This is a genomic window from Mycobacterium sp. NGS56 (assembly GCF_059812425.1).
This window is the reverse complement of the sequence record NZ_JCALCQ010000003.1, coordinates 76,941-98,646: the sequence shown is the minus strand read 5'-3', so window position 1 is coordinate 98,646 and position 21,706 is coordinate 76,941. Positions and strand designations below refer to the sequence as shown.

The following is a 21,706-nucleotide window of genomic DNA, read 5'->3' as shown; positions in this document are numbered from 1 at the left end:
GGAGGACCAGTGAAGGAACGATTGCACTGGTTCGCGATGCATGGTTTCATCCGGGGCGCCGCATCGCTCGGGGCTCGACGGGGCGACGTCCAGGCCAGATTGATCGCCGATCCGGCGGTGGCCGCCGACCCGGTGCGGTACTACGACGAAGTGCGTGCCCGCGGCAAGCTGGTGAAGGGCCGCGTCGCCTACCTGACGGCCGATCACGCGCTGGCCCATGAGCTGCTGCGGTCCGATGACTTCCGGGTGCTGATCTTCGGATCGAACCTGCCGGCGCCGTTGCGGTGGCTCGAGCGCCGCACCCGCGACGAGCTCCTACATCCACTGCGTGCGCCGTCGCTGCTGGCGGTCGAGCCGCCCGACCACACTCGTTACCGCAAATCCGTGTCGGCGGTGTTCACCCCGAGAGCCGTTGCCGCGCTGCAAGATCGCGTAGAGCAGACTGCTGCCGAGCTGTTGGATCGACTGGCCGGCGAATCGGGTGTGGTGGACATCGTCGGGCGGTACTGCTCGCAGCTTCCGGTCTCGATCATCAGCGAGATCCTCGGCGTGCCCGAGTCGGAGCGACCGCGCGTGCTGGAATTCGGCGAACTGGCCGCGCCGAGCCTTGACATCGGATTGCCTTGGCGGCAGTACCGCACCGTGCAGGAGGGGATCGCCGGTTTCAGCTCCTGGCTCGACGGACATATGCGCCAATTGCGGCTTTCCCCCAGCGACAACTTGATGAGCCAGCTGATCCAGACCGCCGAAAGTGGCTCTGCGGAAACATATCTCAACGACAACGAGTTACAAGCGATCGCCGGACTGGTATTGGCCGCGGGTTTCGAGACCACAGTGAATCTGCTCGGCAACGGGATTCGCATGCTTTTGGACGCGCCCCAGCACCTGGACGCCTTGCGACAGCGTCCCGAGCTGTGGCCCAACGCCGTCGAAGAGATTCTGCGGCTGGAATCGCCGGTGCAGCTGACCGCGAGGATCGCGCTGAACGACGTCGAGATCGCCGGTCGGCAATTACAGCGTGGCGATCTGGTGCTGGTATACCTGGCCGCCGCCAACCGCGACCCTGCGGTGTTTCCCGACCCGCATCGCTTCGATATCGAAAGACACAACGCCGGAAGACATCTCGCCTTCTCCGGTGGCCGGCACTTCTGCCTGGGTGCGGCCCTTGCCCGTGCCGAAGGCGAAGTCGGATTACGGACTTTTTTCGACCGCTTCCCCGAGGTGCGCGCCGCGGGGGCCGGATGCAGGCGCGAAACGCGCGTGTTGCGGGGATGGGTGTCGTTGCCGGTGAACCTGGGGCCGGCCCGTTCGATGGCCGCGGTGGACGGCTGAAGCCTCGCGCGGCGTGAATCTGGGCCCCGTCATGGGCCCAGGCGCGCGGAACCTGGTTGACAGCCGGGCTGCGACAGAGTTTTATTTGCCGCTATGACAGAGGTGTCTATGATCGCGGTCGAGGAGGTCGTACGCGGGCTGTGGCAGGCCCTTTCGCGACGGGATTGGGAGGCGATCAAGACCTTCCTGTCCGACGACTGCCTCTACGTCGACATGCCCGTCCCCGCTTTGGCGGCCCGCGGCCCGGACGACATCGTCAAACGCCTAAAGGTGGGGCTCGAGCAGTTGGCCGGCTACGAGAACCACACCGGCGTGCTGGTGTCCAACGGCTCCGACGTGCTCTACGAGCACTCCGAGACATGGACGTTCGCCACGGGCGAGCAGGGCGTACTCCGATTCGTGACGGTCCACAAAGTCCTCGACGGCAAAATCACTGTCTGGAAAGACTATTGGGACTTCAACAGCCTGGTGGCCTTCGCTCCCCCGAACCACTTCGAGGCTTTGGCAACTGGGGATACCAGCTGGGTGTTCGACGCCTCAGCGCTGGTCTGACGAAGCCCTTTTCAGGAGACGCGGACCTTCGGTCGCCCGCGGCGGTGAAAGGCAACTCTGTGGCTAGGACTCGGCCAACCGCTTGAGGGACTTCAGGGTTTCGGACAGCGTGCGCCCGACTTGGCGCACTGCGATGCGGTCGGCGATGTAGCCGAGCAACCCCCCTGGCGCCTGGTAAGACAGCCGGAACGTCACCTTCGTTTTGCCCTCGGTGGCATCACGAAGCCTGATCCTGCCGCGCAGCGTCACCCCGGTGATACCCACCCAGGCGATATCGCGGCCGTCGTCGAATTCGACTACCTCGATCAGCCCGCCCACCGGCACCGAGCCGATCTTCCAGTGCACGGTGTAGCGGGCGCCGATACCGGCGGGGATCTCGTTCGACGACTCCCACCGCTCGAGGTTCGCCATGAACGACGGGTAGCAATCCGGGTTGCTGACGATTTTCCAGACCGCGTCGCGGTCGGCGTTGATGACGCAGCGGCGTTCGACGCGCATCAGCCGATCACCGGGAATCGACGTTCGGCAGCCAGGCGGTCCACCCCGCCCTGGAGGCTGGCCATCACCTTGTCGTGCACGGCCTGGTCATCGCCGTCGACCTCGATCGGCTCCTGCACTTCGATGACGATCTTCGTCGGCAGCGGAATATGCCCCGCCAGGTCGCTGATATTGAGGCCCCACGGCAGCGCCAGCGAAATCGGGATGCTCTTGAGCCGTAGCAACTTGTCCGCCATCAGCAGCTTGGCCAGCCACTGGCCCCGGTTGAGGAACAGCGCGCTTTCCTGGCCGCCCACACTGGCGACGGGGACGATCGGCACGCCGGTTTCGCGGGCCAGCTTTACGTAGCCCATGCGCCCGTCGAAGTCGACCTTGTGGCGTTCCCACGAGGGCCGGAACACCTCGTAGTCGCCACCGGGATAGACCAGCAGGGCCGCCCCGGATTCCAGTGCGAGGCGGGCGTTTTCGGGGTTGGCGGCGACGGTCCCGAACTTGCGGAGCGAGCCGAGCGGCGGTGCGGAGACGACGAGGTCGTGCGCCAACTGGTAGAAGGGCCGCTCGACGCCGAAGTAGGAGCAAAACGCGAGTGTGAAGACGAACGTGTCCGGAGGCACGTTGCCGCCGCTGTGGTTGCCGACCAGCAGCACCGGGCCCTCGGGCGGAATCCGGTCCAGGCCCCGCACGTCGGCCCTGAAGTACAGCGACGCCAGCAGCCAGGTACCCGGAAGCTGGTCGCGGATGTAATCCGGATCCCGCTGGTCGAGGTCGGCTTTGGGCACCCACGACACGACCTTGTCGCGGGCCCAACCTAAGACGTCCCTCGCGGTCGCCATAACCGCAGGTATACCCCCGCGCCACCGGGGGTCAAACGCGGTAGATGCGCTTGGCGTTGTCCCGGGCGATGAGATCGACGACCCGGATGGCGTCGGCCTCGCTCCAATCACCGCGATCCACAAATTCCTGTAGCACGCGATCAATACCCCTGCGCCACAAGACTGCACCGAGAAAGTGCAGTTCCGGGGGGCCGAATCCGTCCGACGAGTAGAGAATCTTGGAAAACGGCGCCATCTCCAGCAGTCGCGCGAGGAAGGCCGGCGCCCGCGCCCCCAGATGGTTCACGCTCAAGCCGCCGTCGAGATACACGTTGTTGAACGCCTGCGCCAGGTAGCCTGCCTCGCGCTCGTAGGGATAGCAGTGCAGCAGCACAATCGGTACTTCCGCCGTCTGTCGCAGAAAGTCAATCAGGAGAAGCGGATTGGCCTTGAGCAGATCGCAATCGCGGTCACCGAATCCGACGTGGAATTGCAGCGGCTTGCCCAATCGCAGCGCCTGGTGTAGGCCGAACCGCAGCAAAATCCGATCCTGCAGCCGGGTGGCGCCGCGCTCGCGCCACCTGTTGGCTGCCTCGGTGACCTCCGACTTCGACGGCTCACTCAGATCTCCGTCGAATCCCCCGCGGTAGGCCAGTATCGATTTGGTGGCGACGGCGCCGCCCGCGCGCCGACGCAAGACCTCCTCGAAGGCCGTCGCATAATCACCCGGCCCTTGCGCCGCCTGCTCGGCCACCTCCTCGAGACGAACGATCTCGTGCGCGTGGTTCCCGGACAGCCCAGCCACCTCGGTCACCCCGGCGACTCCACCGCCGCCGATGCCGGTGTCCACCAGCCAGTCACTCACGCCGGCGACCGGCAAGAACAGTCGGGCCAGTTCGTCTTCGTCGCATTGGCTTCGACGCTCCCAATAAGACTGTGGATCACAGTGTTTGGGCAGACCCAGGACGGCGGCGCAATGGGCTCGTACGGCGAACCCCAGTTGTGAGTCGAAACCCGGATACCGGATGGGCTCGGTGTCGCCCTCGTTGAGCGCATTCTCGAATCGCTGCCGGTCTGCGGGCGCCAGCCAGCAGCCGTGCACATGCTGATCGATCAGCGCCACGTCACCGATGTGTTGGGCCAGCGCGTTGTCGGAGATCATTGTCGACGCCGTCACAGACTCCAGGCCATGCGGAACTTGTCCGCCAGCTGCTCGGGAGCCAGCTTCCCGTAGCGCTGCTGCTCGAGGCGGCGAACCGCCACCACCATGTCGACCACCGGATCGCCCAGGATGCGGCGCATTGCCTCCGAACGGTCAAGTGCCGCGATCGCTTCGGTCTGCGAATCGGGCAGGCGCACGACACCGTCGCGCTCACGGTCGGAATCGGACAGCAGGGCCGGGTCGATGGTGATCTCGGGCGGCAGTGTCGACTGGCACTTGATCCCGTCCAGGGCCAGGCCGAGGATGGCCGCCGACGCCAGGTACGGGTTCGCGGATGGGTCGACGATTTTCACCTCGACATTGCCGCCGCGCGGGCTTCCCGGTCCGCCGCTGACGAATCGCACTGCGGCCTCGCGGTTTTCGGTGCCCCAACACGCGTAGGCGCCGGCCCAGTTGCCGGGCCGCATCCGCAAGCCGGAGACGATCGATCCGCTCAACACGCCCTGGGCCTCCGGCAAGCCGCGGACAACTCCCGCTATCGCGCTCTGCCCCATCGTCGTCATCCCCCGGGATTCGGGGCCGTCGGAGAACAACGGGACCTCGGCCTTTGTCAGTGAAAAGTGTTGATGTGCACCGGATCCGACGCCGTCGGCGAAGGGTGCGGGTGACAGGCTGATGCGCAGCCCGTGGCGGCGGGCCGCGCGGCCGATAATGAGCCGCATCAGTATCAATTGATCGGCCGCGGCAACCGGGGGCTGCGGCGACAGCGAAATCTCGAACTGGTTGGCGCCGTACTCCGGGTGGAACTGTTCGATCGAAATGCCGGCTCCTGTCGCCGATCCGATCACGTCTCGCATGAACGCCTCGTGCTCCAGCACGCCCGCCAGGCCGTACTGCGCCCACAAGGTCGACGGCAGCGGGTCGCCGTCCGGGCCGACCAACAGGAATTCGATTTCGTGCCCGATCGCGGCCTCGATGCCGGATTCGGTGAGCGCGGACTCGATCCGCCGCAATGTGCCCCGGCTACACGTGGGAACCGGCGTTCCGTCCTGCTCGAAAAAAGCAGCGGGCGCCCAAGCCAGGCCGTCACCGACGATGCGCAACGCGGACAGGTCGATGCGAAGGCGTTGGTCGCCCACCACGCCCACCTCTGCGGTGAAGGCGATGCCGGTCTGATCGATGGCGAACGCGTGCCATGAAGGGCTGGCCCCCAGGCCGGGATCGGCGAACGTGTTCGTTCGCCGGATCGGAACCGTCTTGGCCAAGGTCAGCCCGGCGGGATTCACCACGGTGCCGATCACCGTGTCGACGCCCTCGGCCTCCAGCTGGGCGATGGCCGCTGCGGCAAGCGGTGTGCCGGTCATGGCAGCCATTCTCCCAACCTCGAACCGCTCCGGTGCGGCGAACGGCGTCACCCGTGCCGGTCAGTTCTGCCGGCCGACGAGTTCGGCGACGAACCGATCGAGGAAGTCATCCACCGGCGCTTCACCTACCGGCCGGATGACGAACTTCGTCAATCCCGCCTCGATGTAGGCGTCGAGTTGCCGGTGCAGCTGATCCCACCCGGCGGCGATCAGCTCGGCGGGGTCACGGTCGGGGCGGCGCCGTCGTACCGCCGCGGCCGTTTCCGCGGGCAATTCCTTGTCGTCGACGACGGCTAATGAGATGCCGTAGTGGTCGGGCTCGATGCTGCGACCGGCTTGCGCAGCCGCCCGTTCGATCGCTTCACGCCCGGCCCGCGCCTCGGCCGGGGTGAGGAAGCTGCCCAGCCAGCCGTCGCCCAACGCGCCGATGCGTCGAAACGCCGCCGGCGCCGAACCGCCGACCCAGATGTCGAGCGGCGGTGTCGGTCTCGGGGCGACGGCCACATCGGTGACGCGGAAATACCGGCCGGTGAACGTCGCCGACTCCTCGACCAGCGTCGCGCGCAGCAACTGCAAAGACTCGTCGAACACCGCCGCGCGTTCGCCGTCGGGCACCACGAAGAGCTCGCGTTCGGCCGGTATCGCCGAGCGGAGACCGAAGACGGGGAGCACCCGTTTCGGCGCGACGGCGGCCAGCGACGCCAACTGCTTTGCCACCAGCACTGGATGCCGCCCTGGCAACACGGCGACCGATGTGCCCACCTTCAACCGCATCGTGCGCGCGAGTGCGTACGCCATGCCGACGACCGGATCGACGGCCGGGGAATACACCAGCTCGGAGAACCACAGCGAGTCGACCCCGCCGGCCTCGAGGTGATCGACGATGGCGGCCAGCTGATCCGGGGCGGTGTCCGCACCGAGTCCGACGCCGAACCGAATCTTCACGGCTTCATCCTCCATGCCCGTCGTTGCGTACGTATCGCAACACGGCGGTGGCGCCGTTTGTGCCCGCGAACGTCTGCTGACTATGCGCGGCTGGGCAAGGTCAGCATGCAGGCCTGGCCGATGTCCAGTGTCCGCAGCATCCGCCCCATGCCCAGCCACAGGGCACAAGACAGCGCCAGATCGGCGAGCAGCTCCTCGGAGAAGTGCTCGTGGCACCGGCTCCAGAAGTCCTCGTCGTAGCGCAGCTTGGTGTGCTCGGTGGCGAAGCGGTGCGCGAATTCCGCGGCCAAGCGCTCCTGTTCGCTGTAACCCGGCCAAGTGCGCCATTCCGTTGCGTGGTAGTACAACTGCTCGTCGACGCCGGCGGCGGGCCCGTCGGCGTCGCGGGTGTTGAGGCAAACGGTGCATTCGTTGTGGTGGGCGATCACCGCGCGCGCTAGTTCGCGCGTCCGGATCGGCAGTCGGTTCTTGGTGTAGACCGCCTGGCTGAACTTGGCGATCGCGCCGCCGAGATCAGGCGACTTCGTGGCCCAGCTGTAGACGTCGTCGTCTGCAAATGTTCCGATTCGGCTCATGGCGTGATGGTACGCCCGCGGCATAACCCTGAGTGGGGAATGCCGGCGAACGGGGCATCGCCACCGGTTAGCGAGCGGCCGACGGGATCGCCATGGTCGGTTGCTCGTCGTCCCAATCACGTTGCGCCAGAACTCGATGCGCGACGCGATCCAGCGCCGCTTGCACCGTGCGGCGATCCGGGCGACCGTCGAAATCCGGTGACCGGGCGAGCTTGTCGACGAGCCAGGCCAATAACAGTGAGTGCACGTAGGCGACTTGTTGTCCCCCTGCCTGGGTCAGCCACATCTGCTCGCCGTCTCGCTGGGCGTAGCCCGTGGAGACCAGGCGCGCGAACGTCGGCTCCAAAACCTCGAATGGGATGCGCAAGTAGTCGGCCATGTCGGTCAACCGAGCCGTCCCATACATTCGCGCATACCGGTTGATGCGCAGCACCCCCCACAACCCGGCCACGTCGAGCCGGCAATCGGGCCGCATCGCAATGCTGCGGAGTCGCATGCCGGGAACGCCGCGCAACACACGCTCGATTGCGTTCTCCAGCATCTGGTCGGGTGTCTGGGTGTTGGGCATGCCGAAGGCGTCGCCGAGATCGATTGCGCTGTCGTGCATTTCCCGGAGTGGAACCTCCCGCAGGAACAATGCCAGCACGAACCCAACCAGCGCGACCGGAACCGCCCATCCGAACACGTGCGTGAGCGACTCGGCGTAGGCGCCGACGATCGGGCCGGCCATCTGGCGGGGCAGGCGGTGCAACGCGTCCGGTGACGCGGCGGCCGCGGCCGGGGCGCGACTGGCCGCCATCGCCGGCCCGATCCGGCTGTGCAGGAAGTTTGTGAACAGCGAACCGAATATGGCGGCTCCGAACGAGCTGCCGATCGTGCGGAAAAAGGTGACCCCGGAGGTTGCGACGCCGAGGTCGTCGAAGCTCGAGGTGTTCTGCACAATCAGGACCAGGGTCTGCATGCACATCCCGATCCCGGCGCCAAGAATGACGAGGAACAACGATTGGACGAAAGTGGATGTCGACGGGTCCATCCGCGACATCAGAAAGAACGCTCCCGCCATGACGGCGGTGCCGGCGACGGGGAACACCTTGTATCTGCCCGTGCGGCCGACGATGACACCGCTGCCCATTGAGGTGGTCAGCATCCCGATCACCATCGGCAAGGTGCGCAAGCCCGACGTGGTCGCCGAGACACCGTCGACGAACTGCATGTAGGTCGGCAGGAACGTCAGGGCGCCCAGCATTGCGAACCCGACCACGAAAGACAGCACACAGCAGACGGTGAACACCGAACTCCGGAACAGCCGGATGGGCAGGATTGGCGCGGCGGCACGGCTCTCCACCCAGGCGAAAATGCACAACGCGATCACCGAGCCGATGAACAGGCCGATGATCATGGGCGATCCCCACGGATAGGTGGTCCCGCCCCAACTGGTGGCGAGTGTCAGGCCGGCGGCGCCCAGGCCGACGAACAGGATCCCGGTGTAGTCGATGACGGGTCTGGTGCGGCCGGTCAGGGCCGGGATGGCGGCGGCGGCCACAAAGAAGACCACGACCGAGATAGGCACGTTGATCCAGAACGCCCACCGCCAGGTGAAGTGGTCGGTGAAGTAGCCACCGAGCAAGGGACCGATGACGGTGGTGACGCCGAACACCGCTCCCATCGCCCCTTGGTAGCGGCCGCGGTCCCGCAGCGGGATCACCTCGCCGATCAGGGCCATGGCGGTCACCATGAGCCCGCCGCCGCCGAGACCTTGCAGTGCGCGCGACGCGACCAGCATGCCCATCGAACTCGAGAGCCCGCACAGCACGGAGCCGGCGACGAAGAACACGACGGCCGCCTGGAAGACCCGCTTGCGGCCGAACAGGTCACCGAACTTGCCGACGAGCGCGGTGATGATGGTCGACGCGAGGAGGTAGCTGGTGACTACCCACGATTGATGGCCTGCGCCACCGAGATTGGCGACGATGGTCGGCAACGCGGTCGCCACGATCGTCTGGTCCAGTGCGGCCATCAACATGCCGAGCAGGACCGCTACGAAGATGAAATTGCGTCGCTGCGAGTCGACCGCGACATCGCCGGCTTGTGAATCCGAAGCGGGACCGGCCGGAGCCGCTGCTGAAGTCGCCCTCGTCATGCCTGCCTTCCCACGGCGTTCGATGGTAATGAGTGCCCACGGTCAACCGGTGGCAACCAAAACCGCCGCAGGGTGGCGTCCTAGGGTCAGCTGGGTGGCCGTGACACGCACTGCGCCGAGTACAGCTCCACGCCCAGCTTGTCCATCAACTCGAGCTGGGTCTCGAGGTAGTCGATGTGCTTTTCCTCGTCGGCCACGATGTCCTCGAAAAGGGTCGCTGTGGTGGAATCCTGCTTTTCCCGGCACAGGATGATGGCCGGCTTGAGCCGCTCCATCACCTCGTATTCGATCGCCAGGTCGGCCTCGAACTGCTCGCGCAGCGTCTGGCCGATGCGCAGTGAGAACAGGCGCTGGTAATTCGGCAACCCGTCGAGCAACAGGATGCGGTCGGTGATCGTCTCCGCGTGTCGCATCTCGTCGAATGACTCGGCCCGGGTGTGCTCAGCTAACTCGGTGAAACCCCAGTTGTCCTGCATCTTGGAGTGCAGGAAGTATTGGTTGATCGCGGTGAGCTCGCTGGTCAGTTGCTCGTTGAGCAGACGCAAAACTTCCGGATCCCCTTGCATTGTCACTCCTATGGTGTGAGCGGCTGTCGTGTGTGGCCGCGCCGGTGCGCTGGGCTGGAGCGCACAAAACCTGGGCGCTAGCAGCACTTTGCCACGCCCGGATGGAATGTTCTAGCAAGGTTTGGCTGCACTCAGTGACGTGCGGAGCCGAGTAAGTCGGCCCTTGGTTAGGTTAGACTGCGCTAACGAACTTAGGTTAGACTCCACTAATAAGCGGCATGCGTTTCGGCCTGATCGCCATGACTCACAGTCGGCGACGAACCGCAGACGTTTGACCGAACGACGAAGGGACGCGGACGTGCGGGAGGTGCGCTGATGTACGTGTGCCTCTGTGTTGGGGTAACCAACCAGACCGTGTGCGACGTCGTGGCGCAGGGCGCGTCGACCTCCAAGGAGATCGCCGCTGCATGCGGGGCCGGCGGTGACTGCGGCCGCTGCCGACGCACCTTGCGTGCCATCCTCGCCGACTCGGCCAAGTTGCGAACGGCTCAGTCGGTTTAGCGCTTGTTGAAATCGGCCAGCGCGGCCGCGTTGGCTTGCGCACCCATCAGTTCGGCGAAGTGCGCGTTTTCGCGGGCGGTAGCCGCCACGATCTCCGGGCGAACGGGTTCCATCATCGTGTGCTTGACGGCCATCAGGCTCGAAATCGGCCGCGAGGCAATAACTTCGGCGTGCTGACGGGCCTGCGCCATTAGCTCGTCGGGTTCGCAGACGCGCCAGACGAGGCCCATTCGCAAAGCCTCGTCGGCATCGACCCATTCCGACGACATCAACAGCCACGCCGCGTTCTGGCGGCCGACCAACTGCGGCAATAGATACGACGAAGCCGCTTCGGGCGCCACGCCCAGGCTGGTGAACGGGCACTTCAGGCGGGCGGTCGAGGACATGAACGCCAGATCGGCGTACCCGAGGATGGTGGCGCCGATCCCGACGCCCACGCCGTTCACCGCGCAGATCAGCGGCTTGGGAAACGCACGCAGCGCGTCGATCAGTCCGATGAAGCCGTGCTTACCCGGTGTGAAGCCCGGGTCGGTGATACGAGCCTGCATCTCGGACAGGTCGGTGCCGGCGCTGAAGCCCCGACCCGCGCCGGTCAGCAGCACGACGGCGACATCGGGATCCTCGGCGGCGGCCAGCAGCGCCTCGGCCGCGGCGTCATAGAGGGCTTCGTTGAACGCGTTGAGCGCCTCCGGCCGGTTCAGGGTGAGAGTGCGCACCCGTTTCTCGTCGTCGATCTGCAGCGTCACGCCAGCAGCCTAACGAGGCTAGCCGTTGCTGTAGACCCGGGTTGGGGCGATCAGCACCACGGCGCGCCGCTCGGAAGCCATCACCCGGTCGTACTCGTCCCAGTTGTCGTGCGTGCCGCCCGCGGCGGTGAACACCTCGCGGAGCAGCAACCGCAATTGATCTGCGTCCGCCAGCCAGGGCTGGGCATCGTCGGGACCGACCAGTTCGGCGCGGCCCTCGACGGTCGCCCACTGCCATCCGTTGCGGAAGGTCACCGCCAGCTGCGGACGAGCGCGCAGGTTGGCCAGCTTGACCCTGCCGTAGGTGGTGAAGGCCAGGGCTTGTTCGCCAGTCGAAGGGTGCGTCAGCAAGCCCACGTTGACCAGCGAAGCCTGCACCGTCCCGTCGCCCCGGACGGTGGATATCACCGCCAGGCCGCTTTCTCCTTTGGCCAATGCGACTGCGTCGTCGAGTGTTGTCATGAGCGGCCCTCAATCCCGGAACGGTGTTTCGAATACGTAGCGGCTCGTCGGCACGGTGTCGATGTTCTCGTTGGCACCGAATGCCGTTGTGCTGGCGACCATTCGGCCCAACCGATCCTGCAGGTCGTCGTCATCAGAGGCTCCGAAGAATGCCTTGAGGTCGGTGATGGCCTCCTGCGGGAACAACTCCTCGACGATGCCGGCGATTCCCGGCGCATTCGGCGTAAGCGTCCGCACCACCCAATTCTGGGTGTAACCGAACGTCGACTGCGTTTCGATGGCGACCGACGTGTGGTCACGTTGCCAGCGATCCAGCCAGTCCGCCTGATCCATGCCGTCGGGACGGCGCAGCAACGCGATGTTGGCCAAACCCGGTGTGCGAGCACCGGACTCGACAGCCGGGGCGCTCAGTGGGACCGATTCGGTCACCAGATAGGCGGCCAGCTGTTCGCATTCCTGGGCGAGGAATTTGAGCGCCGCCGCCGTTTGGTCGCCGTAGCACTGTTGGGTCCACATGCTCACCACCGCGGCCACGGGTGGGTTCAACGTTGTCAGTGTCATCAGCGAGTGACGCACAGCGCTGTCACGAACGTTCACCTGCAGCCCGGCGAAGCCCAGTTGCAGCAGCGCGTCGGCGACGTGACCTCGTTGCCGGGCACACCACGCGTCATCCGGTTCGGCGCGCATCAGCACTGCGATGACCTTCTCCATACGCCGAACTTACAGTCGCTGCGGGCCTACTTCACCAGGCGTACCTGATGCTCGTTGCTGATCAATCGGCCGATGAGCCCGGCCAGCTGGCGGTAGGACTCGTCGCGCCCGCTCGACGAGCGGAAGACCAAACCGATCCGCCGGCCAGGGCGGGGCGCGGCGAACTGCGCGAGGCCCAGGCGGCTTCGGGACGCCTCGACGGGCACCGCGCTCTGTGGAATGAGCGTCACGCCCAGGCCGCCAGTCACACATTGGACCGCGGTCGCCAGCGACGCCGCCCTGGTGTTGGCCAGCTCGGCTCGCACCCCGGCCTTATGGCAGACGTCGAGTGCTTGATCGCGTAGGCAGTGGCCCTCATCCAGCAATAGCAGCGGCAGGTCGGCCAGGGCGGCGGCCGGCACCCTGCGCTTGCCCGCCAGCGGGTGGCCCGGGGGCAGGGCGAGCACGAAATCCTCGTCATAGATCGGGATCGCGCTGATGCCGGCGCCCTCGGCGGGCAGGGCGATCAGGGCCGCGTCCAACGCGCCCTCCCGCAACACCGCCAACAGCCGTTCGGTGTGGTCTTCGGTCACCCGCAGCGTCAGCTCCGGCAGTTGCTCGGCGACGCCGGCCAGCACCGTCGGCAGCACATAGGGCGCCACCGTGGGTATCAGGCCCAGCCGCATGCCGGCCCGGAGTGGGTCCGACGAACCCGCGGCAGCGGCGCTGAAAGCGTCCGCCGCCTCGACGACGGCCTGGGCGCGCGGGAGCAGTTGCATGCCTTGTGTCGTCAAGAAGACACGCCGGGTAGAGCGCTCAATCAGCCGGGTGCCCAGCCCGGCTTCCAGAGCCGCCAGCGCTTGCGACAACGTCGACTGACTTACGCTGAGAGCTGTTGCTGCACTGCTGAATTGCCGCTTCTCGGCTACCGCGACGAATGCGCGCAGGCCGGCGATCGTGGGTTGATAACTCTTATCGGCCATACCTATAAACCTAGTGGGAAATATCACCTTTACTTCAACTAGCGTACGCGGCAACATGGGAAAGGAAAGCTAATCTTGATTAAATCCAGACAAGGAGCGACATGCCTCTGCTGACCATCGGCGACCAGTTCCCCGCCTACGAGCTGACTGCATTGATCGCGGGCGATCTGTCCAAGGTCGACGCCAAGCAGCCTGGGGACTACTTCACCACCATCACCAGCGAGGACCACGCCGGCAAGTGGCGCGTGGTGTTCTTCTGGCCGAAGGACTTCACCTTCGTGTGTCCAACCGAGATTGCCGCCTTCGGCAAGCTCAACGACGAGTTCGAAGACCGCGACGCGCAGGTGCTCGGCGTTTCGATCGACAGTGAGTTCGTGCACTTCAACTGGCGTGCACAGCACGACGACCTGAAGAAGCTGCCCTTCCCGATGCTCTCGGACATCAAGCGGGAGCTGAGCCTGGGCACCGGTGTGCTCAACGCCGACGGGGTAGCCGACCGGGCGACCTTCATCGTCGACCCGAACAACGAGATCCAGTTTGTTTCGGTCACCGCGGGTTCCGTGGGCCGCAACGTCGAAGAAGTGCTGCGTGTCCTGGATGCGCTGCAGTCCGACGAGCTGTGCGCGTGCAACTGGCGCAAGGGTGACCCGACCCTGGACGCCACCGAGCTGCTCAAGCAGTCGGCCTGATTCTTTACTGATCGCATAAGGTCGGGATTAGGAGGCGAGATGAGCGTAGAAAACCTCAAAGAAGCGCTGCCCGAGTACGCCAAGGATCTCAAGCTCAACCTTGGCTCGATCACCCGCACGACCGAGCTCAACGAGGAGCAGTTGTGGGGCACGCTGCTGGCCAGCGCCGCGGCGACCCGGAACATGCAGGTGCTCACGGAGATTGGGGCCGAGGCGGCCGGCATCCTGTCCGCCGAGGCGTACAACGCGGCGCTGGGAGCCGCGTCGATCATGGGCATGAACAACGTGTTCTACCGTGGCCGGGGCTTCCTGGACGGCAAGTACGACGATCTGCGCGCGGGGTTGCGAATGAACATCATCGCCAACCCCGGTGTGGAGAAGGCGAACTTCGAGCTGTGGTCCTTCGCGGTGTCGTCGATCAACGGATGCCCAGATTGCGTGACCGCTCACGAGCACACCCTGCGCGAGGCCGGGGTCAGCCGCGAAACCATACAGGAGGCGTTGAAGGCCGCGGCGATCATTTCCGGCGTGGCACAAGCGATCATCGCCGCCCAGACGCTGGCAACCGTCGGCTGATCGCACCGTCGTGACCAGTCCCGTGACCCAACCCGCCTGGGTCGAGCACGCGATCTGGTGGCAGGTCTATCCCTTGGGGTTCGTGGGAGCATTCCCCACACCGCAGTCAAGCGAGCCGCCGCAGCCGGAGGAACATCGGTTGCGGCGGCTCGTCGACTGGCTGGACCATGCCATCGAACTCGGGGCGTCGGGCATTGCGCTAGGACCCATCTTCGCCTCGCGCACACACGGTTACGACACCACCGACCACTACCGCATCGATCCCCGGCTCGGTGACGACGCCGACTTCGACCACCTGGTCGCCGAGGCACATCGCCGCGGACTGCGAGTACTCCTCGACGGCGTGTTCAATCATGTCGGGGAGGACTTCGCACGCTACCGCGAGGCGGCCGATGACGAGCGAGCCGCACGCTGGTTTCGCGGACGCCCCGGTCGTTTCCACACCTTCGAAGGCCACTCCGGGCTGATCACCCTCAACCACGACAACCCCGAAGTCGCCGACTACACGGTCGACGTGATCGCGCACTGGTTGGGTCGCGGCGCCGACGGCTGGCGTCTCGATGCTGCTTACGCTGTGCCAAAACACTTTTGGTCCTCAACCCTGAAGAGGGTCCGCGAGCGCTACCCGGATGCCTGGTTCGTCGGCGAACTCATCCATGGCGACTACGCCGCGGACGTACGGGCCGCCGGCTTCGACTCCGCCACGCAATACGAGCTGTGGAAAGCGATCTGGAGCAGCCTTAATGACGGCAACTTCTTCGAACTCGACTGGGCGCTGCAGCGGCACAACGACTTTTTGACCACCTTCTCGCCACTGACATTCATCGGCAACCACGACGTCACCCGCATCGCCAGCCAGCTGGAGACCGCCGCACACGTGCCCCACGCGCTGGTGCTGTTGCTGACCATCGGCGGGGTGCCCAGCGTGTACGCCGGTGACGAACTCGGCTTTCAGGGATTGAAGGAAGAACGCTTCGGCGGAGACGACGCGGTACGACCCGAGTTCGGCTCTCCCCCAATGCAACTGGATGATCGAGGCGTCGAAATTTGGCGGTTGCATCAGTATTTGGTCGGGCTGCGGCGTCGCTACCCCTGGCTGCACGCGGCATCGACCACCGCACGGCTGCTCAAAAACCGGCACTACGTGTACGAGACGCGCAACGGCGACGATGCGCTGCTGGTGGTGCTCAACATCGACGACGAGCCACTGCGCATCGCACTACCAGAGCTGGGCACGGCGCGCGCGCAGGTGGTCGGCGGTTCGGCGGCCCCGCCGCAGGAGGTCGTCGACACCGTCACGGTCGAGGCACAAGGCTGGCGGATCTTGAGCCCGGCCTAGGGACGATCGCGAGCGCGGTGTAGCCGGGCGAAGCGGGTCGGCCCCATCAGGTTAGGGACGATCGCGAGCGCGGTGTAGCCGGGCGAAGCGGGTCGGCCCCATCAGGAATTCGTCAGCCGTTCCAACGTCAGCCGGTCTTGATGGCCGTCGTAGTACTTGTCGAGCACCGCGATGAAGTCCTGGTTGTCCTCGGTGGCCTGGGTGAACAGCGTCATGGAGGAGCGCAATTTGAGGTCGTCCGGCGAGCCGAAAATCTGCCCTATCGATCGCCCCTGCACCGAGGTGACCAGCCGCGAGCACTCATGCAACCGTGGCCCCAGCAACTCATGGCGCAGGTATGCGCGGGCCTCGTCGAGCGAGCCGATGCCGAAACGGGCGGCCATCGCGCTGCCGCCCAACCCGCGCAGCTGCGGAAAGACGAACCACATCCAGTGTTTGCGCTTTCGCCCGGCACGTAGCTCGTCTATGACATCGCCGTAAACCGGATCCTGCGCTTCGACAAAACGCTCGAGATCGAAAGGGTCGCCTGTCGATTCCATATGACTACGGTTGCACATATGGCGGTTCGACGACGAGTGCCCAAACTGCGGGATCTGGCGCCGCTGATGCAATTCAAGCGGCCCCGGTTCAACGCGACCAGGCGCCGCCTCGACGCCGCCTACACCATCGAGGATCTGCGAGCCATCGCCAAACGCCGCACTCCCAAGGCGGCGTTCGACTACACCGACGGCGCCGCCGAAAACGAGCTGTCCATCGAACGTGCGCGACAAGCGTTCCGCGACATCGAATTCCACCCGACAATACTGCGCGACGTCAGCAATGTCACCACGGGCTGGGACGTGCTGGGCCTGCCGGTGGTGTCGCCGTTCGCGATCGCGCCCACCGGTTTCACCCGATTGATGCACACCGAGGGCGAGATCGCCGGCGCGCAAGCGGCGGCCCGCGCGGGGATCCCGTTCTCGCTGTCCACGCTGGGCACCTGCGCGATCGAGGATCTGGTCACCGCCGTCCCTCAGGGCCGAAAGTGGTTCCAGCTCTACATGTGGCGCGATCGCGAGCGCTCGATGGCGCTGGTGCAGCGCGCCGCCGCCGCGGGATTCGACACGCTGCTGGCGACAGTCGACGTCCCCGTCTCCGGTGCCCGGCTGCGGGATAACCGTAACGGCATGACGATCCCGCCCACGCTGACACTGCGCACCGTGCTCGACGCGGTGCCGCACCCGAAGTGGTGGTTCGATCTGTTGACCACCGAGCCGCTGGCCTTCGCCTCACTGGATCGTTGGCCGGGCACCGTCGCCGAATACCTGAGCACGATGTTCGACCCGAGCCTCACCTTCGAAGACCTGCAATGGATCAAGGCGCAATGGCCCGGCAAGCTCGTCGTGAAGGGGATCCAGACACTCGAGGATGCGCGCGCCGTCGTCGACCGTGGCGTCGACGGCCTTGTGTTGTCCAATCATGGTGGGCGCCAACTGGACCGGGCCCCCGTCCCTTTTCACCTGCTGCCCGTTGTCGCGCGCGAGCTCGGGAAACACACCGAGATACTGGTGGACACCGGCATCATGTCGGGCGCCGACATCGTCGCCGCCATCGCGCTGGGGGCCCGCTGCACGCTGGTCGGGCGCGCCTACCTCTACGGCCTGATGGCCGGCGGCGAGGCGGGCGTGAGCCGCGCGATCGAGATCCTTGCCAGCGGCGTTCTGCGGACCATGGCGCTGCTCGGGGTCACCTGTTTAGCAGAGCTGTCACCCCGGCACGTCACCCAGCTCACGCGGCTTGGTCCTGTTTCGCCGCCAGCGTAACGCTCTGTGACGGCCGCCTCGCCGGCGCCGAGATTGCCGCTAGGGCTGTGATTTGCGCGCCAACAATGACCATGGCGGCAGTCTCGATGCGTTCGCCGCGATTGCATCGGGAACAAACCGGCGCCGAGCTGGGTTAAGCGCATCAGACTCAACTTTTGGAGGATTTGATGGCTGAAGCCAAGTCGGTGCCGGTGCTGTTTGTCACCGACACCATCGTCTTGCCCGGAATGGTGGTGCCGATCGCGCTGGACGACGCCGCCCGCGCGGCGATCGACGCCGCTCAGGCGAGCGACTCGGGGCAGCTGCTGATCGCCCCCCGGCTCGAGGACCGGTATCCGTCGCACGGCGTGATCGCGAAGATTTTGCAGGTCGGACGCATCGCCGGCGGTGGCACCGCCGCGGTGGTGCGCGGTGAGCGCAGGGCCCAGATAGGGGCGGGAGCGTCCGGACCCGGTGCGGCGCTGTGGGTCGAGGTGACCGAGGTCCCCGAGATCGAGACGACGGAGGAAATCAAGGCGTTGACGGCGGAGTACAAGAAGCTGCTGTTGGCCATGCTGCAACGCCGAGAAGCCTGGGAGATCATCGATTACGTCAACCGACTGACCGATCCCTCGGCGCTGGCGGACACCTCCGGGTACGCCTCCTACCTGACGAACGCTCAGAAGCGGCAGTTGCTGGAGACCGTCGATGTCGCCGACCGGTTGCGCGTGCTGATCGATTGGACCAGCGAGCATCTCGCCGAAGTCGAGGTCAGCGACAAGATCGCCGAGGACGTGCGCGAGGGCATGGAAAAGACGCAGAAAGAGTTTCTGCTCCGCCAACAGCTCGCCGCCATCCGCAAGGAACTGGGCGAAGGCGAACCCGACGGGTCGGATGACTACCGAGCCCGCGTCGAGGCGGCCGAGCTGCCCGAGAAGGTGCGCGAGGCCGCGCTGCGCGAGGTCGGCAAGCTGGAGCGCTCCAGCGACCAAAGCCCGGAAAGCGGCTGGATTCGCACCTGGCTGGACACCGTGCTCGACCTGCCCTGGAACGTCAAGAGTGAGGACTCGACGGATCTGAAGGCCGCGCGCGAGATCCTGGATGCCGACCACCACGGCTTGGACGACGTCAAGGACCGCATCGTCGAGTACCTGGCCGTGCGGGCCCGCCGCGCCCAGCGCGGGCTGCAGGTCGTCGGTGGACGCGGTTCGGGCGCGGTGATGGTGCTGGCCGGTCCTCCCGGCGTGGGCAAGACGTCGCTGGGTGAAAGCGTGGCCCGGGCGTTGGGTCGCAAGTTCGTGCGCGTCGCCCTGGGCGGCGTGCGCGACGAGGCCGAGATCCGTGGGCACCGTCGCACCTACGTGGGCGCATTGCCGGGCCGGATCGTGCGCGCGATCGGTGAGGCGGGATCGATGAATCCCGTTGTGCTGCTGGACGAAATCGACAAGGTGGGTTCCGACTATCGCGGCGACCCGAGTGCGGCGCTGCTCGAGGTGCTCGACCCCGCGCAGAACCACACCTTTCGCGACCACTACCTGGATCTGGACCTGGATCTGTCGGACGTGGTTTTCCTGGCCACCGCCAACGTGATTGAAAACATTCCGTCGGCGCTGCTCGACCGCATGGAGTTGGTGCAGATCGACGGTTACACGGAGGACGACAAGGTTGCCATCGCCCGGGACTACCTGCTGCCCCGGCAGCGAGAGCGGGCGGCTCTGACCGAGGATGAGGTCGCGGTGACCGACGCCGCGTTGCGCAAGATCGCAGCCGACTACACCCGCGAGCCTGGGGTGCGCCAGTTCGAACGGCTGCTGGCCAAGGCGTTGCGCAAGGCGACCACAAGGCTGGCCTCGGAAGCGAACGGGGATCCGGCGTCGCTGACCATCGATGAGCCCGATCTGGTTGACTTCCTGGGCCGCCCGCGGTTCATGCCGGAGTCGGCCGAGCGCACCGCGGTGCCGGGCGTGGCCACCGGGCTGGCCGTTACGGGCCTCGGTGGTGACGTGCTCTACATCGAGGCCGGGGCCACCGACGGTGAGCCGGGTCTGCAGCTGACGGGTCAACTGGGTGACGTCATGAAGGAGTCCGCGCAGATCGCGCTCTCCTACGTGCGCTCGCACGCCACCGACTTGGGTGTCGACCCTAAAGCGCTGGACCGGCGCATCCACGTGCACGTGCCCGCGGGAGCGGTGCCCAAGGACGGCCCATCGGCGGGGGTCACTATGGTGACCGCGCTGGTGTCGATGGCGACCGGAAGGCAGGTCCGTTCCGACGTCGGCATGACTGGCGAGGTCACGCTGAACGGGCGGGTGCTGCCGATCGGCGGCGTGAAGCAGAAGCTGCTGGCAGCCCAACGCGCTGGACTGTCAACGGTATTCATCCCGGCGCGCAACGAGCCGGATCTGGACGACGTGCCAGGCGAGGTGCTCGATGTGCTGGACGTGCGGCCCATGGCCGACGTCGCCGAGATCGTGGCCCAGGCGCTGGAGCCGGCGGCCGACGCCGCCACGGTGGCCGCCTAGCTACTGTTAAATGCCTGTCGAATAGGCCTTCCTAGTGGCCCCCGGGGATTGCCAAGAGGTTTTGGCTTCCCCGGACCGGGGGTAGTCACAAGCGCAGAGGCAAAGCCAGCCGAGGGGGGTTTGACCTCCACCCGACGTCAAAGGACGTTTGGTGACGAACAACAAATCAGGCCGTGAAGCCGCTGAACGGGCAGTGAGCGGCCGGACAAGGAGTTCATCGTGAGGTTGAACAGAATAGCTGCTAGCGCCGCTATTGCGGGCGCGTTGACGTCGGGCGCGTTGGGAGTCGGCGTGGGGTTTGCACAGGCCGACCCCAATGGCCCGAACGTTCCGGGGCCAAACGTGCCAGGCCCGAACGTTCCTGATCGGGATGGACCGGGTCAGGGGCAATGGATCCCTGGGCAGCCGATTTGTAACGGTGGTCCGGGCGTCAACTGCAACGGCCCGGGCACCCCGCTTCCGCCGGGGCAGCGCGGATTCCCGCCGCCAGGCCACTTCAATGACCCGATTGGCTACGGGTACCCCCCGCGCTGGACGCCGCCGGGTCAGCCGGGCGACTACCCGGTGGTATTCAACCCGGACGCACACCAGTGGGGTGTGTTCCTGCCTGGTGGTCAGTTCGTGGCCTACGCGACCTAAAACCGCATAGTGAGACAGCCGCCGCCCTGCGGCGGCTGTTCTCGTTTGCGGCAGAATCCAAGCTATGAGTGACTTCAGGAATCTGAAACGGCAAGTCGTCCATCGCGTTCAGCGGCTGTTGGTCAATCCGGTGGGCCGCAGGTTACCCATGACGATGCTGGAAACCACGGGGCGCAAGAGCGGGCAGCCGCGTCGTACCGCGGTGGGCGGGCGCGTCGTGAATAACCAGTTCTGGATGGTTTCCGAACATGGCGAGCACTCGGACTACGTCCGCAACATCAAGGCGAATCCCGCGGTCCGGGTGCGGGTTGGCGGGCAGTGGCGTAACGGCACGGCGCACCTGCTGCCCGACGACGACGCGGTACAGCGGCTCGGCGAGCTGCCGCGATTGAACAGCGCGGCGGTACGCCTAATGGGCAGCGACCTGCTGACCATCCGCGTCGATCTGGACTGATGCCGCATGGCCTACGACGAGGATCTGGCCAATCGCATCCGTGAACTCCTCGGCTCCGAGCCCGGCGTCGACGAGAAACGCATGTTCGGCGGTCTGGCGTTCTTGATCTACGGCAATATGTCGGTCGCCGTCAGCGGCCAGGGCGGACTGTTGGTGCGGGTGCGGCGGGAGGACACCGATAAGCTCATCGAGCGTGCCCATGTCAGCCCGATGGTGATGGCCGGCCGCGAGACCCGGGGCTGGCTGCGCGTCGAGGCCGCCGGGGTGCGGACCAAACGCCAGCTGCACAGTTGGGTGAACCGCGGAGTCGGCTACGCGCGCAGCCTGCCGCCCAAGTAGCGTCCGGTTTGCTCGCCCAAAGCGCGGGTACGCGGGTGC

Annotated in this window: 24 protein-coding genes; 11 read left to right on the top strand and 13 right to left on the bottom strand. The window is 65.9% G+C overall.

Annotation, left to right across the window (positions count from 1 at the left end):
• Positions 1–9: 9 nt before the first annotated feature.
• On the top strand, positions 10–1,332 hold the full coding sequence (locus AC5Y4F_RS10555) for a cytochrome P450 (protein WP_067934359.1): 1,323 nt from the start codon (positions 10–12) through the stop codon (positions 1,330–1,332).
• A 108-nt stretch (positions 1,333–1,440) separates the two neighbouring features.
• Positions 1,441–1,884 carry a nuclear transport factor 2 family protein gene (locus AC5Y4F_RS10550; protein ID WP_067934361.1) on the top strand — a complete coding sequence of 148 codons (444 nt, stop codon included), beginning with the start codon at positions 1,441–1,443 and terminating at the stop codon, positions 1,882–1,884.
• A gap of 63 nt (positions 1,885–1,947) precedes the next feature.
• On the opposite strand, the gene AC5Y4F_RS10545 is transcribed toward AC5Y4F_RS10550, so the two are convergent.
• From AC5Y4F_RS10545 to bfr, 8 genes are all read right to left on the bottom strand, one after another.
• The gene (locus AC5Y4F_RS10545) at positions 1,948–2,382 is read right to left on the bottom strand and encodes an SRPBCC family protein (RefSeq protein WP_067934363.1); all 435 of its coding nucleotides are present in this window, start codon (positions 2,380–2,382) and stop codon (positions 1,948–1,950) included.
• On the bottom strand, positions 2,382–3,215 hold the full coding sequence (locus AC5Y4F_RS10540; protein ID WP_067934364.1) for a lysophospholipid acyltransferase family protein: 834 nt from the start codon (positions 3,213–3,215) through the stop codon (positions 2,382–2,384). The genes AC5Y4F_RS10545 and AC5Y4F_RS10540 overlap by 1 nt, the downstream gene beginning before the upstream one ends.
• A 31-nt stretch (positions 3,216–3,246) precedes the next feature.
• On the bottom strand, positions 3,247–4,356 hold the full coding sequence (locus AC5Y4F_RS10535; protein ID WP_499997038.1) for an amidohydrolase family protein: 1,110 nt from the start codon (positions 4,354–4,356) through the stop codon (positions 3,247–3,249).
• Between the two features lie 11 nt (positions 4,357–4,367).
• Positions 4,368–5,720, bottom strand: coding sequence for a type I glutamate--ammonia ligase (locus AC5Y4F_RS10530; RefSeq protein WP_499997037.1), 1,353 nt, complete (start codon positions 5,718–5,720; stop codon positions 4,368–4,370).
• Between the two features lie 60 nt (positions 5,721–5,780).
• Entirely contained in the window at positions 5,781–6,665 is an 885-nt protein-coding gene (locus tag AC5Y4F_RS10525) for a TIGR03854 family LLM class F420-dependent oxidoreductase (RefSeq protein WP_067934401.1), read from the bottom strand.
• Between the two features lie 80 nt (positions 6,666–6,745).
• Positions 6,746–7,240, bottom strand: coding sequence for a carboxymuconolactone decarboxylase family protein (locus AC5Y4F_RS10520; RefSeq protein WP_499996570.1), 495 nt, complete (start codon positions 7,238–7,240; stop codon positions 6,746–6,748).
• Positions 7,241–7,307: 67 nt separating this feature from the next.
• Positions 7,308–9,380, bottom strand: a complete 2,073-nt coding sequence (locus AC5Y4F_RS10515; RefSeq protein ID WP_499996568.1) for an MDR family MFS transporter — start codon at positions 9,378–9,380, stop codon at positions 7,308–7,310.
• Positions 9,381–9,466: 86 nt separating this feature from the next.
• Entirely contained in the window at positions 9,467–9,946 is a 480-nt protein-coding gene (bfr, locus tag AC5Y4F_RS10510) for a bacterioferritin (RefSeq protein ID WP_067937984.1), read from the bottom strand.
• A 315-nt stretch (positions 9,947–10,261) separates the two neighbouring features.
• Here bfr and AC5Y4F_RS10505 point away from each other — a divergent pair, with 315 nt between their 5' ends.
• Positions 10,262–10,447 carry a (2Fe-2S)-binding protein gene (locus AC5Y4F_RS10505; RefSeq protein WP_067937986.1) on the top strand — a complete coding sequence of 62 codons (186 nt, stop codon included), beginning with the start codon at positions 10,262–10,264 and terminating at the stop codon, positions 10,445–10,447.
• Here the strand turns inward: AC5Y4F_RS10505 and AC5Y4F_RS10500 are convergent.
• From AC5Y4F_RS10500 to AC5Y4F_RS10485, 4 genes are read right to left on the bottom strand one after another with little or no spacing between them, the layout of a single operon-like run.
• Positions 10,444–11,193 carry an enoyl-CoA hydratase/isomerase family protein gene (locus AC5Y4F_RS10500; protein WP_499996566.1) on the bottom strand — a complete coding sequence of 250 codons (750 nt, stop codon included), beginning with the start codon at positions 11,191–11,193 and terminating at the stop codon, positions 10,444–10,446. The two genes, AC5Y4F_RS10505 and AC5Y4F_RS10500, sit on opposite strands and share 4 nt — an antisense overlap.
• 18 nt (positions 11,194–11,211) lie before the next feature.
• Positions 11,212–11,655 carry a PPOX class F420-dependent oxidoreductase gene (locus tag AC5Y4F_RS10495; protein ID WP_499996565.1) on the bottom strand — a complete coding sequence of 148 codons (444 nt, stop codon included), beginning with the start codon at positions 11,653–11,655 and terminating at the stop codon, positions 11,212–11,214.
• 9 nt (positions 11,656–11,664) lie between these two features.
• The gene (locus tag AC5Y4F_RS10490; RefSeq protein WP_067937991.1) at positions 11,665–12,366 is read right to left on the bottom strand and encodes an EthD domain-containing protein; all 702 of its coding nucleotides are present in this window, start codon (positions 12,364–12,366) and stop codon (positions 11,665–11,667) included.
• A 26-nt stretch (positions 12,367–12,392) separates the two neighbouring features.
• On the bottom strand, positions 12,393–13,328 hold the full coding sequence (locus AC5Y4F_RS10485; RefSeq protein WP_499996562.1) for a hydrogen peroxide-inducible genes activator: 936 nt from the start codon (positions 13,326–13,328) through the stop codon (positions 12,393–12,395).
• Positions 13,329–13,429: 101 nt separating this feature from the next.
• Between AC5Y4F_RS10485 and AC5Y4F_RS10480 the strand changes: the two genes are divergently transcribed.
• From AC5Y4F_RS10480 to AC5Y4F_RS10470, 3 genes are read left to right on the top strand one after another with little or no spacing between them, the layout of a single operon-like run.
• Positions 13,430–14,017 carry a peroxiredoxin gene (locus AC5Y4F_RS10480; RefSeq protein ID WP_499996559.1) on the top strand — a complete coding sequence of 196 codons (588 nt, stop codon included), beginning with the start codon at positions 13,430–13,432 and terminating at the stop codon, positions 14,015–14,017.
• Positions 14,018–14,056: 39 nt separating this feature from the next.
• Positions 14,057–14,593 (top strand): alkyl hydroperoxide reductase, encoded by a 537-nt coding sequence (locus AC5Y4F_RS10475; protein ID WP_067937997.1) that lies wholly within the window; start codon positions 14,057–14,059, stop codon positions 14,591–14,593.
• Positions 14,594–14,603: 10 nt separating this feature from the next.
• Positions 14,604–15,932: an alpha-amylase family protein gene (locus AC5Y4F_RS10470; protein WP_499996556.1), complete on the top strand. Its 1,329-nt coding sequence runs from the start codon at positions 14,604–14,606 to the stop codon at positions 15,930–15,932.
• Positions 15,933–16,033: 101 nt separating this feature from the next.
• On the opposite strand, the gene AC5Y4F_RS10465 is transcribed toward AC5Y4F_RS10470, so the two are convergent.
• Positions 16,034–16,471: a DUF1810 domain-containing protein gene (locus tag AC5Y4F_RS10465; protein WP_067938001.1), complete on the bottom strand. Its 438-nt coding sequence runs from the start codon at positions 16,469–16,471 to the stop codon at positions 16,034–16,036.
• A gap of 18 nt (positions 16,472–16,489) precedes the next feature.
• Here AC5Y4F_RS10465 and AC5Y4F_RS10460 point away from each other — a divergent pair, with 18 nt between their 5' ends.
• The 5 genes from AC5Y4F_RS10460 (at position 16,490) to AC5Y4F_RS10440 (ending at position 21,667) form a co-directional block, all read left to right on the top strand.
• Positions 16,490–17,734: an alpha-hydroxy acid oxidase gene (locus AC5Y4F_RS10460; protein WP_499996550.1), complete on the top strand. Its 1,245-nt coding sequence runs from the start codon at positions 16,490–16,492 to the stop codon at positions 17,732–17,734.
• A 167-nt stretch (positions 17,735–17,901) separates the two neighbouring features.
• Positions 17,902–20,235 (top strand): endopeptidase La, encoded by a 2,334-nt coding sequence (gene lon, locus AC5Y4F_RS10455; RefSeq protein WP_499996549.1) that lies wholly within the window; start codon positions 17,902–17,904, stop codon positions 20,233–20,235.
• 219 nt (positions 20,236–20,454) lie between these two features.
• Complete coding sequence (locus AC5Y4F_RS10450) at positions 20,455–20,874, top strand: hypothetical protein (protein ID WP_499996547.1); 420 nt, start codon at positions 20,455–20,457, stop codon at positions 20,872–20,874.
• A gap of 64 nt (positions 20,875–20,938) precedes the next feature.
• Positions 20,939–21,328, top strand: coding sequence for a nitroreductase family deazaflavin-dependent oxidoreductase (locus AC5Y4F_RS10445; protein ID WP_499996544.1), 390 nt, complete (start codon positions 20,939–20,941; stop codon positions 21,326–21,328).
• Between the two features lie 6 nt (positions 21,329–21,334).
• Positions 21,335–21,667 (top strand): TfoX/Sxy family protein, encoded by a 333-nt coding sequence (locus AC5Y4F_RS10440; protein ID WP_067938008.1) that lies wholly within the window; start codon positions 21,335–21,337, stop codon positions 21,665–21,667.
• Positions 21,668–21,706 lie beyond the last annotated feature (39 nt).